This is a genomic window from Streptomyces spororaveus (assembly GCF_016755875.1).
Taxonomy (GTDB): domain Bacteria; phylum Actinomycetota; class Actinomycetes; order Streptomycetales; family Streptomycetaceae; genus Streptomyces; species Streptomyces spororaveus.
The window spans coordinates 5,230,649-5,242,598 of record NZ_BNED01000005.1 but is presented as its reverse complement, the minus strand read 5'-3'; the positions used below and the strand labels follow the sequence as shown (position 1 = coordinate 5,242,598).

Sequence of the window (11,950 nt, the reverse complement as noted above, 5' to 3'; positions counted from 1 at the left end):
GGCCGCCCGGCGGACGCAGCGTTCGAGTGAACCCGCAGGTCACACCCTGTCACCGCCCCCGCCGGGCCCCGCGTCCGCTACCGGATCACCGCGTTCGACGGGCCCCGGGAGGCCGAGAGGTCGCGGGCGACCGCCTCCGCGTCGCGCAGCACCCGTACCGCGTTGGACCAGGTCAGCTTGGCCAGGTCGGCCTTGGACCAGCCGCGCGCGAGCAGCTCGGCGACGAGGTTCGGGTAGCCCGCCACATCGTCCAGGCCGGACGGGGTGAAGGCCGTGCCGTCGTAGTCCCCGCCGATGCCGATGTGGTCGATGCCGGCCACCTCGCGCATGTGCTCCAGGTGGTCGGCCACCGTCGCGGCCGTGGCCACCGGGCGCGGGCGCTCCGCCTCGAAGGCCCGGTGCAGGGCCATCGCCTCGGGGGTGGTGTCCAGGTGGTGGAAACCGTGCGCCCGCAGGTTCTCGTCCGCGGCCAGGGTCCACTCGACCGCCGCCGGGAGGATGAACTTCGGTACGAAGGTGGCCATCGCCACCCCGCCGTTGCCCGGCAGCATGGCCAGCACGTCGTCGGGGATGTTGCGCGGGTGGTCGCAGACCGCGCGCGCCGAGGAGTGCGAGAAGACCACCGGCGCGGCCGAGACCGCGATCGCGTCCCGCATCGTCGTCGCGGCGACGTGCGAGAGGTCCACCAGCATGCCGACGCGGTTCATCTCGCGGACGACCTCGCGGCCGAAGTCGGTCAGACCGCCGTGCCGGGGCTCGTCGGTCGCCGAGTCCGCCCAGTCGATCGTGTCGTTGTGCGTGAGCGTCATGTACCGCACGCCCAGCTGGTGCAGGGCGCGCAGGGTGGCCAGCGAGTTGTTGATGGAGTGGCCGCCCTCGGCACCCATCAGCGAGGCGATCCGGCCGTCGGCGCGGGCCGCCTCCATGTCGTCGGCCGTCAGCGCCCGCACGAGGTCGCCGGGGTAACGGTCGATCAGCTGGGTGACGACGTCGATCTGCTCCAGGGTGGCGCTGACCGCCTCGTCACCGGCGTAGTCGGACCGTACGTAGACGGACCAGAACTGCGCGCCGACCCCGCCGGCGCGCAGCCGGGGGATGTCGGTGTGCAGGTGGGCGGACTGGTCGCCCGCGATGTCCCGTCGCGCCAGGTCGTAGCGCACCTGCTCGCGCAGCGCCCAGGGCAGGTCGTTGTGGCCGTCCACGACGGGGTGGGCGGCCAGCAGCTCACGCGCCTCTTCCAGGCGCTGCGCCGCGCTCACTTCCCGAACCCGAAGGACTCCGCGCTCGCGACCTTCGTACGCAGCCGCTTGCCCTTCTCGGTGGCCTGGTCGTTGAGCTCCTGCTGGAACTCGCGCATCCGGGCCAGCAGCTCGGTGTCGTGGGCGGCCAGCATCCGTACGGCCAGCAGGCCCGCGTTGCGCGCGCCGGCGACCGAGACGGTGGCGACGGGCACCCCGGCCGGCATCTGGACGATCGACAGCAGCGAGTCCATGCCGTCGAGGTACTTCAGCGGCACCGGCACACCGATGACCGGCAGCGGGGTGACCGAGGCGAGCATGCCGGGCAGGTGGGCGGCGCCGCCCGCACCCGCGATGATCGCCTTCAGCCCGCGGTCGGCGGCCCGCTCCCCGTACTCGATCATCTCGCGCGGCATCCGGTGGGCGGACACGACGTCGACCTCGTAGGGGATCTCGAACTCGTCCAGGGCCTGGGCGGCCGCCTCCATGACGGGCCAGTCCGAGTCGGATCCCATCACGATGCCGATGACGGGGGCTGCGGAGGTGGTGCTCATGCGGTGACCGTTCCTCTGAGGTAGTCGGCAGCGTGGCGTGCGCGCTCCAGCACATCGTCCAGGTCGTCGCCGTAGGTGTTGACGTGGCCGACCTTGCGACCGTGTTTCACGTCCTTGCCGTACATGTGGATCTTCAGCTGGGGGTCGTGGGCCATGCAGTGCAGGTACGCCGCGTACATGTCGGGGTAGTCCCCGCCCAGCACGTTCGCCATGACCGTCCACTTGGCGCGGGGGCGCGGGTCGCCCAGCGGGAGGTCCAGGACCGCCCGTACGTGGTTGGCGAACTGGGAGGTCACGGCCCCGTCCTGGGTCCAGTGGCCGCTGTTGTGCGGGCGCATCGCCAGCTCGTTGACCAGGATCCGGCCGTCGGTGGTCTCGAACAGCTCCACGGCCAGGTGGCCGGTCACGCCGAGTTCCTTGGCGATGCGCAGGGCGAGGGCTTGGGCCTCGCCCGCGAGGGCCTCCGAGAGGTCCGGGGCGGGGGCGATCACCGTGTCGCAGACCCCGTCCACCTGGCGGGACTCGACGACGGGATAGGCCACCGCCTGGCCGTGCGGGGAACGGACGATGTTCGCCGCGAGCTCGCGGACGAACGCGACCTTCTCCTCCGCGAGGACCGGGACGCCCGCCTTGAACGGGGCCGCCGCGTCCTCGGGGGTGCGGACGAACCACACCCCCTTGCCGTCGTACCCGCCCCGCACGGTCTTGAGGATGACGGGGAACCCGCCCACCTCGTCCGCGAAGGCGGCCACGTCGTCCGGATCGCTCACGATCCGGTGGCGGGGGCTGGGCGCGCCGATCTCGTCGAGCTTGGCGCGCATCACCCCCTTGTCCTGGGCATGCACCAAAGCGTCGGGCCCCGGGCGGACGGGGATGCCGTCCGCTTCCAGGGCCCGCAGGTGCTCCATGGGTACATGCTCGTGGTCGAAGGTGATCACGTCACAACCGCGCGCGAAGGCACGCAGCGTCTCCAGGTCGCGATAGTCGCCGATGACGACATCGCTCACGACCTGGGCCGCCGAGTCCTGCGGGGTGTCACTGAGGAGCTTGAATCTGATACCGAGGGGGATACCCGCCTCGTGGGTCATGCGGGCGAGCTGACCGCCGCCGACCATGCCGACTACCGGGAACGTCACTCCTCCAGGGTATCCGCCGGTATTCGGCCACCGGGACCCGCATGGACGCGCCCCCGGCCCCGGCCGTCCGTGTGCCGTGCGTCGCACGGTGCCGGAAGGCACAGACGGAGCGCCGGGGGGACACTTAGCATGGGTGGGTTGACGGAGAACACCGGACGCCCCGTAAGCGGGCGGTGACCGACAGGACTGACCTACTGATGAGCACGCCTGGCGGAGCTGTCGTCGAACGCGTACGCGGCCTCGTGCGAGAGGTCGCCAAGTTCGGGGCGGTCGGCGGTCTGGGTGTCCTGGTCAACCTGGGTGTCTTCAACCTGATCCGCAACACCACCGATCTGCAGGTGGTGCGCGCGAGCGTGATAGCCACCGTCGTGGCGATCGCCACGAACTACATCGGCTTCCGCTACTTCGCCTACCGGGACCGCGCGCAGAGCGGCCGTACCCGTGAGCTGACCCTGTTCGCCGCGTTCAGCGGCATCGGCCTGGTCATCGAGAGCGGTGTGCTCTACGTCGCCACCTACGGGTTCGGCTGGGACGGCCCGGTCGCCAGCAACGTGTTCAAGTTCGTCGGCATCGGGACCGCCACCGTGTTCCGGTTCTGGTCGTACCGGACGTGGGTCTTCAAGGCCCTGCCCGAGCCGGCCGACCGGGCCGAGCCGATGCCGGAGCCGGCGCCCCTGCCGAAGCCGGACCGCAGGCCGGAGCCGTTGCCCGAGCCGGAGCCCGCGAACAACTAGGACGCCCGGGCAGCCGCCCCCTAGCGGACGGTGGTCTCCGGTTCGGCGCGTTCCGGGGCCGTCCGGCTGAGGAACAGGGCGAACACCGGCGGCTGCGTCTGGAGCAGCTCCAGGCGTCCGCCGTCCGCCTCCGCGAGGTCGCGGGCCACCGCGAGGCCGATCCCGGTGGAGTTGCGGCCGCTGATGGCCCGCTCGAAGATCCGGTTGCCGAGGTCCGGCGGGACGCCCGGTCCCTCGTCCGTGACCTCCAGCACCGCCTGGTTGCCGATCACCCGGGTGCGCAGCGCGACCGTGCCCCCGCCGTGCATCAGGGCGTTCTCCACCAGGGTGGCCAGCACCTGCGAGACCGCGCCCGGGGTGCCCACGGCCCGCACGCCCTGCCGTCCGGAGCGCACGATGGCCCGGCCCGCGCTGCGGTAGGCCGGCCGCCACTCCTCGACCTGCTGCTTGACGACCTCGTCCAGGTCGAAGGGGACCGCCGAGCCCGTCCGCGGGTCCCGTGAGTTCGTGAGCAGCCGCTGCACCACGTCCGTGAGCCGCTCCACCTGGGTCAGGGCGATCGTCGCCTCCTCCCGGACGGTCGCCAGGTCATCGGTGACCGTGATCTCCTCCAGCCGCATGGAGAGCGCGGTGAGCGGGGTGCGCAGCTGGTGGGAGGCGTCCGCGGCCAGGCGCCGCTCGGCCGTGAGCATCCGGCCGATCCGCTCGGCGCTGGAGTCCAGTACGTCCGCGACCCGGTCCAGCTCGGGGACCCCGTACCGTTTGTGCCGGGGCCGCGGGTCGCCCGATCCGAGCCGCTCCGCCGTCTCGGCCAGGTCGGTCAGCGGGGAGGCCAGCCGGTTGGCCTGCCGTACGGCGAGCAGGACGGCCGCGACCACCGCCAGCAGGGCCACCGCGCCGACCACGGCCAGGGTCCGCCCGACCTCGCGGGTCACGGTGGAGCGGGACTCCTCGACGACCACGACCTCGCCCTGCTCCCCGCGGGCGGTGCCGCGGATCACGCTGTCGGGGATCGGGGCGCCCACCTGGACGGCCGGCTGGCCGGGGACGGTGATCCGCGCGTAGTGGCCGGCGTCCAGCTGCTCGCCGAGGGCCACGGGGTCGATCGGCTTCTTCTCCAGGACGTTCGCCTCGACGCTGCCCACGAGCCGCAGCGCCTCGGACTCGATGCGGTCCTGGGCGCTGCTGGTGATGGTCCGGGTCTCCACGATGACGAGGGAGACCCCGAAGACGGCGATCACGACGAGCACCACGGCGAGCGTGGAGTTGATGAGGCGGCGGCGCATGCCCTAGAGCATGCCCCAGGTGGAGCCGGGGGAAGTGGTCAGCTCTTCTCGAAGCGGAAACCGACGCCCCGCACGGTGGCGATGTAGCGGGGGTTGGCGGCGTCGTCGCCCAGCTTCTTGCGCAGCCAGGAGATGTGCATGTCGAGGGTCTTGGTGGAGGACCACCAGGTGGTGTCCCAGACCTCCCGCATGAGCTGGTCGCGGGTGACGACGCGGCCCGCGTCGCGGACCAGGACCCGCAGCAGGTCGAACTCCTTGGCCGTGAGCTGGAGCTCCTCCTCGCCCATCCAGGCGCGGTGCGACTCGACGTCGATCCGCACGCCGTGGGTGGCGGGGGGCTGGAGGGCCTCGGTGGCGCCGCGCCGGAGCAGGGCCCGGACCCGGGCGAGGAGTTCGGCCAGCCGGAAGGGCTTGGTCACGTAGTCGTCGGCGCCGGCGTCCAGGCCGACGACCGTGTCGACCTCGTCGGCCCGGGCGGTGAGGACCAGGATCGGGAAGCCGTGGCCCTCGGCGCGCAGCCGGCGGGCGACCTCCAGGCCGTCCATGCCCGGCAGGCCCAGGTCGAGGACGACGAGGTCGACGCCGCCCTGCAGTCCCGCGTCCAGGGCGGTGGGGCCGTCCTCCCGGACCTCGACCTCGTACCCCTCCCGGCGCAGGGCGCGGGCCAGGGGTTCCGAGATGGATGCGTCGTCCTCGGCGAGCAGTACACGCGTCATGTGGGTGATGGTAGTGCGCGGCGGCTGAAACCAGGGGCCCGCGGGAAGACCCCTCTCTATCTGGGCTTATGAACTACTAAGCGCCTTCGAATATGGTCGAACGGTTCCCGGCGCGCCTTGTGATCCATCTCTCAAGTCCTTTCATATGCCTCAGTGTCGTGTCGTATGGTGGCGAGACGCCTGATGCAATACCTCAGGGACCTTTGTGCCGAAAAGCAGCACATAGGTCTCTATTTCTGTCCTGAACCGGATGGGTGGTCCTATCGAGGACTTACCCGGCCGTCCTTGACGACAGTGAATGACCTGTTGGCCGGGCCCCCCGCGTGATGATGCGCGGGCGGGCGTGGATCCCGGTTGCGGATGTCCTGCCGCCCCCTCCTGCGGGGCGGGCCCCGAGGCGTGGGGTGGGAGATCCGCCGCCGGTGCCGGCCACCCCCCACCGGGCGCGGATGAGCTCACGAAGCCAAGCGTCCCGAGCAAGCAAGGATCGACCATGGCTTCCAGCCTGACGACGGCCTCACCGAGCCCCGCTCACGAGAAGACCGTCCTCGGCCACCCGATCGGCCTGGCCACGCTGTTCATGACCGAGATGTGGGAGCGTTTCTCCTACTACGGCATGCGTGCGCTTCTCGTTCTGTACCTGGTCTCCGGCGGCGTGGACGCCGCGACCGGCAGCCAGGGCGGTGGCCTCGGCTTCACCGCGGCGACGGCCACGGCGATCTACTCCGTCTACGTGGCCATGGTCTACCTCATGGCCATGCCCGGCGGCTGGTTCGGTGACCGCGTCTGGGGCGCCCGCAAGACGGTCGCCATCGCCGGTGTCGTGATCATGGCGGGCCACGTGTCGCTCGCGCTGCCCGGCCAGATCGCGTTCTTCGTCGGTCTGCTGCTGGTCGCGATCGGCTCCGGTCTGCTGAAGGCCAACATCTCCACGATGGTCGGCCACCTGTACCGCGGTGTGGACGACCCGCGCCGTGACAGCGGCTTCACGATCTTCTACATCGGCATCAACGTGGGTGCCCTCCTCGCACCGGTCGGCATCGGCATCGTCGGCGAGACCGTGAACTGGCACCTCGGCTTCGCGCTGGCCGCCGTCGGCATGGCCATCGGCCTCGTGGTCTACCTGCTCGCCGGCCGCACGCTGAGCCCGCAGAGCAGCATCGTCCCGAACCCGCTGAGCGCCGCCGAGCGCAAGACCGTGATCGTCAAGGCGCTCGCCGTCCTGGCCGTCATCGCCGTCTTCTACGGTGCCGTCGTCGCCGCGGACATGTTCACCATCAAGTGGGCGCTGTACCCGATCACCATCGCCGGCCTGCTCATCCCGGTCGCCGTCCTCGTCCGCATCAAGCGGGACCGGGACCTGTCCACCGTCGAGCAGACCCGGATGAGCGCCTACATCTGGTTCTTCGTGGCCGCCGCCGTCTTCTGGATGATCTACGACCAGGGCGGTTCGACGCTCTCGCTCTTCGGTGACAAGAACTCCGAGCGCAGCCTGTTCGGCTGGGAAGTCCCGACCACCATCTTCCAGTCGCTGAACCCGCTCTTCGTGGTGGCCCTGGCCCCGGTCTTCGCCGCCGCCTGGGTGGCCCTGGCCCGCCGCAACCGCGAGCCCAGCACCATCGTGAAGTTCTCGGTGGCCCTGGTCATCGTCGGCGCCTCGTTCTTCGTCTTCGCCCTGCCGCTGAGCCAGACCTCCGGCAACGACACCAAGGTCACCATGTGGTGGCTGGTGCTCATCTTCCTGATGCACACGCTCGCCGAGCTGTGCCTCTCCCCGGTCGGCCTGTCGGTCACCACGAAGATGGCGCCGCAGAAGTACGGCTCCCAGATGATGGGCGTCTGGTTCCTGGCCGTCACCGCCGGTGACTGCATCACCGGTCTGATGGGTCTGGCCGACGTGCAGCTGAACGGCGTCGGGGTCATCCTCTTCCAGGCGGTCGCCGCCGTGGCCGCCGGTCTCGCGATCTTCATGTACCGCAAGAAGGTCAACCAGCTGATGGACGGCATGAACTGACCCGTTCGCTCCCCGTCCCACGGAACGGCCCGGCACACCGCACGGTGTGCCGGGCCGTTCGCGTGTCAGCGGGTGCCGCGCAGGCGGCGCCACGGGGTGAAGGTGAACACCGCCCCGCCGAGCAGGATCACCGTGCCGGCGACCAGGGCCAGGGCCTTGATGCCGCCCTCATCCTCCGCGCCGGTCTCGGCCAGACCGCCCGAGGTGCCGCTGCCGGAGGCGGTGGTGGAACCGGAGCCGCCCGGCTGGGCGGCGGTGTCCAGTTCCAGGGAGACCCCGCTGCTCGTCGCCTTGCAGGGGACGTTGATCGGGGTGGCGCCGGGAGCCATCGTGACGTCGATCGTCAGCTGGTCCGGGCTCAGCGTCACCTTGCCGCTCTTGCCGGGCTTGTAGGTGCCGGTCATGTCGCTGAGGCTGACCGGGGCCTTGTCCGGGATCGGCTCGGCGTTGGCCGGGCCGGAGACCTTGACCGTCCCGCTGTCCGCCCCGCCGAGCTTCACGTCCATCGAGGGCTTGAGGGCTCCCGCGGGCAGGGCCATGGGCGCCGCCATCGCGCCCTTGGCGGTCTTGACCGTCAGGTCGTAGCTGCCGCCGTTCTTCTTCGCGTTGATCGTGACCGGGGTCTTGATGCCCCCCGGGACGACCGGCCCGCAGTCGAAGGCCACCTCGACCGCCTTGCCCGGGAAGTCGGTCTGGCCGCCACCGCCACCGGAGGAGGAACCGCCCGAGGTGGAGCCGCCGGTCGTCGAGCCACCCGTCGTGGAGCCGCCGGTCGTCGAGCCGCCCGTGGTGGAACCGCCCGTGGTGGAGCCGCCGGTCGTCGTACCGCCGCTGGAGCCGGCCGCCACGTCGATGGTGGCGCCCACGCCCACGGTGCCGGTCGGGGCGCACTTGGTGACGAACGTGCCGAAGGAGAAGGTGACCGCCACGTCGTACTTGCCCGGGGTCAGCGTGATCTTCCCGGCCTTGGTGAGCTTCAGCTTGCCCTTCATCACGGACATCTGCATGGGCGCCTTCTTCGGGATCGGCGGGTTCTTCTTCTCCCCGACGACCTTCAGCTCACCGCCCCCGCCGCCCACGGTGATCCAGCCGGTGGGCTGGACCGCGTCCTGCGGGATGTCCATCAGGTCCGTGTTGTTCGAGGCCGGCTTGACCGTCTCCCACGACACGTCGACCTCGTCGCCGACCTTCGCCGAGGCGGGAGCGGTGACCTTGGCCGTGGTCTCCCCCTCCACCGGCCCGCCGCCCCCGGCCGGGGGCACGCACTTGACGTTGAACTTGGTCTCCGCGGCCTGGGCGGGAGTGGCTCCGATGGCGATACCGGCACCCCCGAGCAGCAGCGCGATCACGGCCGCGCTCACCCTCCGTTGGGTATTCACGAATGTCCCTTCGTCGTCGAACGGTTCTCAGACGGTGCGGACGCCTGTGGTGCTGTGCCCGGCGCGCTGTCCGGGGTGAACCACGGCAGGACCGCCGTGGTGGTCTGGGGGGACCGCTCCGGGCGGTCGGCGCCCGGGGCCGGCTCGGGGGTCCGCAGGGCCGGGATCCTCGGCAGCCGGGCCGTCACGGCGGAGGCGGCGGCCGCGGCGGCCTCCAGGGGACCCGTACCGCGGTGGCGGCCGGCGGAGGCCGCCGCGCGCGGCCGGACCCGGTCGACGACGGCCATGCCGATACGGAAGACCGCGGCCGGGATCACCAGCAGGAGCAGGCCCCAGAAGAGCAGCACCCCGTACGGGCGGTCCACGCCCCAGGGCTGCGCGGCCAGCACGGTCTCGCCGTACTTGAGGGAGACCGTGTAGTCGCCGTGGGCGCCGGCGGCCAGGTCCGCGTCGAGGGCGATCTCCGCCTTGCCGCCGGGCGGGATGGTGCCCTTCCAGCGGGCCTCCTCCCACAGCGGGGCGAACACCCCGTGCGCGGTGCCGAGCTGGAAGACCGGGTCCTTGACCGGGACCGTGCCGAGATTGCCGACGGTGACCTTGAACTTCCGGGCGGGCGGGGCTCCGAACCAGGTCAGCACCCCGTCCCCGCCCTCGAGCCGGACCCCGGTGAGCACCGCGAGGCGGGCCGTGCCGGACTCGGCGGGAAGCTCGGCGACCGGGTGGTCGGTGATCTTCAGGGGCGCCGCGACGGTGGACTGGTCGCCGTTGACGGAGGTGACGTTGACGATGCAGGGGCAGGGCTTGGGCGGTGCCACCACGGGCAGCTGGGCGGTGAAGCCCCCGTCGGCGGCGACCGAGACGGCGGCGCCGTCGGCGTTGGCGCAGCTGTTGGTGCCGCCGATCATGTTCTGTCCGCAGACCAGCAGCATCACCAGGGTCCTGGCCGGCCACCCGGTGCCGGTGACGGTGATCCCGGTGCCCTTGGCGGCCTCCTGGAGCGAGAGGGCCACGGCCGGCTTGCCCTCGGCGGCGGCCGGGCCCGCGGGGAACAGGGCGAGGGCGCACACCGCCAGCCCCGCGGCCAGCAGGGCTGCGACTCTTCTCACCTGGCGGCTCCCGTCAGTTCGTGGTGCGGTGCAGGGGTCGTCGGTCCGGCCGCGGGCGGCGCGTCCGGCGCCGGGCCCGGGCCCGGTTCGGGCCGTCGGCCCCGTACGAGGTACAGCGCGGCGGCGGTCGCGCCGAGGCCGAGCAGCCCGGCCCCGCTCCAGCCGGCCAGGCCCCGGGGAAGGAGCCAGCACGATCCGGTGGCCACCGCGCGGGCGCCGCCGGGGGCCGTCACGGTGAGGGTGACGCGGACCCGGTCGAGGGCCGGGGCGCCGGGCCAGGGCTCGGTGAGCTCCACCCGCTGGCCGGGGAGCAGTTCCACCGGCAGGGTGCGGCCGCGCGGCGGGTCGGACGCCTCGCCGAGGAGGGCGTCGGTGCGGATCCGGAGCTCGGGGGCCAGGGCGACGTTGCCGCGGTTGACGAGGGTGTAGGCGATGACGGCGGCCGCGCCCCGGCCCCGTACGGCGACGTCCTCGACGGTGAGGGCGGCCAAGGCGGGGCCGCCGACCCGCAGGTGGACCCGTACGCCGACCTCGTGGCCGCCGTCGGTGGCGAGCACGGCGGCGGGGTGGTCGCCCGGCGGGGACGCGGGCGGCACGGTGAGGGTGAAGGGGACCACGGCGCGGGTGCGGGGCGGGACCTTCACGGTCGTGGCCGCCCCGAAGCTGATCCAGGACCCTGCCCCGGGGGCCGTGGGGGCGGCGGCGGTGGCGCCGGCCGGCCGGACCGCGAAGGCGCCGTCGGCCGTGTTGTAGGCGTCGGCCCCGCGCAGCGTGATGGTGCGCTCCTGGTCGGTGGCGTTGGCCAGGGCGAGGCGGTCCTCCAGCACGGTGCCGGGGGCACCGGCCAGATAGAAGTACGGGCGGACGCCGGACGCCGTTCCGGCGGCGGGCTCGGCGGTCCAGCCCGGCTCGTCGGCGGCCGCGGGGTGCGCCGGGGTCGCGTACGACGTGGCGGCGGCGAGCAGGAGGGCGACGGCGGCGCGCCTGAGGGCGGGGAGCACGGGCATGACCGGGGCGCTCCGTTCAGGACCGGGCCCGCCGGCCGCGCCGGGTCAGCCAGAGCACGCCGGCGGCGCCGGAGAGCAGCACGGTGGCGCCGAGGGTGCCGAAGGCGAGGACGGAGTCGGTGGGGCCGGTCTGCGGGAGGGTGTCGCCGGTGGTGTCGGCGCCGGACCGGGTGGTGGTCCCGCCGCCGGGTGCGGTGACGTCCAGTTCGAGCGAGGGCCCCGGGCTGTTGCCGGGGGTGCAGGTGGTCGTGGTGCCCATCGCCTTGATGGTGAGCACCCCGGCGGTGAAGGTGACCTTGCCGCTCTTCCTGGGCGTGTAGGTGCCCGAGAGGTCGGTGATCTTGATGGGTGTGTCGGGCGGCACGGCCTCGGGGTTGGACGGGCCGGAGACCGGTACGGACACCTTCTCTGCGCCGTCGACGAGGATGACGGCGCCGGGGCTCATGGCGCCCTTGCCGAGCTCGATGGGGCTGGACGAGACGCCCTTCTGGAAGGACATCGTCAGCTTGTACCCGTCGCCCTCCTTCACGGCCTTGATGTCGATGGGCGACACCGCCGACTTGTCGCCGATCGGGGTCTTGCAGTCGTAGGCCACGTCGACGACGGCGGCGTGGGCCGCGGGGGCGGTGAACAGCACCGCCGATCCGGCCAGCGCGGAGGCCAGCGCGAGCGCGGTGGAGCGTTTGCGGTCGGACACCTTCGTCTTCCCCTCGGGCCACAGAAAACTGACGACACATCAGATCGGTGGCTCAAGGTACGCCCGGGCCCTTACGGAGGGAA

At 72.1% G+C, this 11,950-nt stretch carries 11 protein-coding genes; 2 read left to right on the top strand and 9 right to left on the bottom strand.

All coding sequences use genetic code 11. The features are described from left to right. Nucleotides 1–77: 77 nt before the first annotated feature. Genes Sspor_RS26095 through Sspor_RS26085 form a run of 3 tightly spaced genes read right to left on the bottom strand, consistent with a single transcriptional unit; the run spans nucleotide 78 to nucleotide 2,928 of the window. The gene (locus Sspor_RS26095; protein WP_202201297.1) at nucleotides 78–1,259 is read right to left on the bottom strand and encodes a dipeptidase; all 1,182 of its coding nucleotides are present in this window, start codon (nucleotides 1,257–1,259) and stop codon (nucleotides 78–80) included. Beyond that, nucleotides 1,256–1,792 (bottom strand): 5-(carboxyamino)imidazole ribonucleotide mutase, encoded by a 537-nt coding sequence (purE, locus tag Sspor_RS26090; protein WP_202201296.1) that lies wholly within the window; start codon nucleotides 1,790–1,792, stop codon nucleotides 1,256–1,258. The genes Sspor_RS26095 and purE overlap by 4 nt, the downstream gene beginning before the upstream one ends. Beyond that, nucleotides 1,789–2,928: a 5-(carboxyamino)imidazole ribonucleotide synthase gene (locus Sspor_RS26085; protein WP_202201295.1), complete on the bottom strand. Its 1,140-nt coding sequence runs from the start codon at nucleotides 2,926–2,928 to the stop codon at nucleotides 1,789–1,791. The genes purE and Sspor_RS26085 overlap by 4 nt, the downstream gene beginning before the upstream one ends. 197 nt (nucleotides 2,929–3,125) lie before the next feature. Between Sspor_RS26085 and Sspor_RS26080 the strand changes: the two genes are divergently transcribed. Next, the gene (locus Sspor_RS26080; RefSeq protein WP_202201294.1) at nucleotides 3,126–3,662 is read left to right on the top strand and encodes a GtrA family protein; all 537 of its coding nucleotides are present in this window, start codon (nucleotides 3,126–3,128) and stop codon (nucleotides 3,660–3,662) included. 20 nt (nucleotides 3,663–3,682) lie between these two features. Here Sspor_RS26080 and Sspor_RS26075 read toward each other — a convergent pair whose 3' ends face one another. Then, on the bottom strand, nucleotides 3,683–4,948 hold the full coding sequence (locus tag Sspor_RS26075) for a sensor histidine kinase (protein WP_202201293.1): 1,266 nt from the start codon (nucleotides 4,946–4,948) through the stop codon (nucleotides 3,683–3,685). Nucleotides 4,949–4,986: 38 nt separating this feature from the next. Further along, entirely contained in the window at nucleotides 4,987–5,664 is a 678-nt protein-coding gene (locus tag Sspor_RS26070; RefSeq protein WP_030724697.1) for a response regulator transcription factor, read from the bottom strand. 493 nt (nucleotides 5,665–6,157) lie between these two features. On the opposite strand from Sspor_RS26070, the gene Sspor_RS26065 reads away from it, so the two are divergent. After that, the gene (locus Sspor_RS26065; protein ID WP_202201292.1) at nucleotides 6,158–7,678 is read left to right on the top strand and encodes a peptide MFS transporter; all 1,521 of its coding nucleotides are present in this window, start codon (nucleotides 6,158–6,160) and stop codon (nucleotides 7,676–7,678) included. A 65-nt stretch (nucleotides 7,679–7,743) separates the two neighbouring features. Here the strand turns inward: Sspor_RS26065 and Sspor_RS26060 are convergent, their stop codons facing one another. The 4 genes from Sspor_RS26060 to Sspor_RS26045 are packed head-to-tail and all read right to left on the bottom strand — an operon-like array spanning nucleotide 7,744 to nucleotide 11,867. Continuing rightward, nucleotides 7,744–9,039 (bottom strand): hypothetical protein, encoded by a 1,296-nt coding sequence (locus Sspor_RS26060; RefSeq protein WP_202201291.1) that lies wholly within the window; start codon nucleotides 9,037–9,039, stop codon nucleotides 7,744–7,746. Between the two features lie 14 nt (nucleotides 9,040–9,053). Beyond that, the gene (locus Sspor_RS26055; protein WP_202201290.1) at nucleotides 9,054–10,163 is read right to left on the bottom strand and encodes a neocarzinostatin apoprotein domain-containing protein; all 1,110 of its coding nucleotides are present in this window, start codon (nucleotides 10,161–10,163) and stop codon (nucleotides 9,054–9,056) included. Continuing rightward, a complete protein-coding gene (locus Sspor_RS26050) occupies nucleotides 10,160–11,170 on the bottom strand; it encodes a hypothetical protein (RefSeq protein WP_202201289.1) in 1,011 nt (336 codons plus the stop codon). The genes Sspor_RS26055 and Sspor_RS26050 overlap by 4 nt, the downstream gene beginning before the upstream one ends. A 16-nt stretch (nucleotides 11,171–11,186) precedes the next feature. Beyond that, complete coding sequence (locus Sspor_RS26045) at nucleotides 11,187–11,867, bottom strand: LPXTG cell wall anchor domain-containing protein (protein ID WP_202201288.1); 681 nt, start codon at nucleotides 11,865–11,867, stop codon at nucleotides 11,187–11,189. Between the last annotated feature and the right edge of the window lie 83 nt (nucleotides 11,868–11,950).

Excerpts from the sequence above, each read along its gene's own strand:
- Sspor_RS26050 (WP_202201289.1), bottom strand. The coding sequence starts at position 11,170 with ATGCCCGTGCTCCCCGCCCTCAGGCGCGCCGCCGTCGCCCTCCTGCTC.
- Sspor_RS26065 (WP_202201292.1), top strand. The coding sequence starts at position 6,158 with ATGGCTTCCAGCCTGACGACGGCCTCACCGAGCCCCGCTCACGAGAAG.
- Sspor_RS26075 (WP_202201293.1), bottom strand. The coding sequence starts at position 4,948 with ATGCGCCGCCGCCTCATCAACTCCACGCTCGCCGTGGTGCTCGTCGTG.
- Sspor_RS26080 (WP_202201294.1), top strand. The coding sequence starts at position 3,126 with ATGAGCACGCCTGGCGGAGCTGTCGTCGAACGCGTACGCGGCCTCGTG.
- purE (WP_202201296.1), bottom strand. The coding sequence starts at position 1,792 with ATGAGCACCACCTCCGCAGCCCCCGTCATCGGCATCGTGATGGGATCC.
- Sspor_RS26070 (WP_030724697.1), bottom strand. The coding sequence starts at position 5,664 with ATGACGCGTGTACTGCTCGCCGAGGACGACGCATCCATCTCGGAACCC.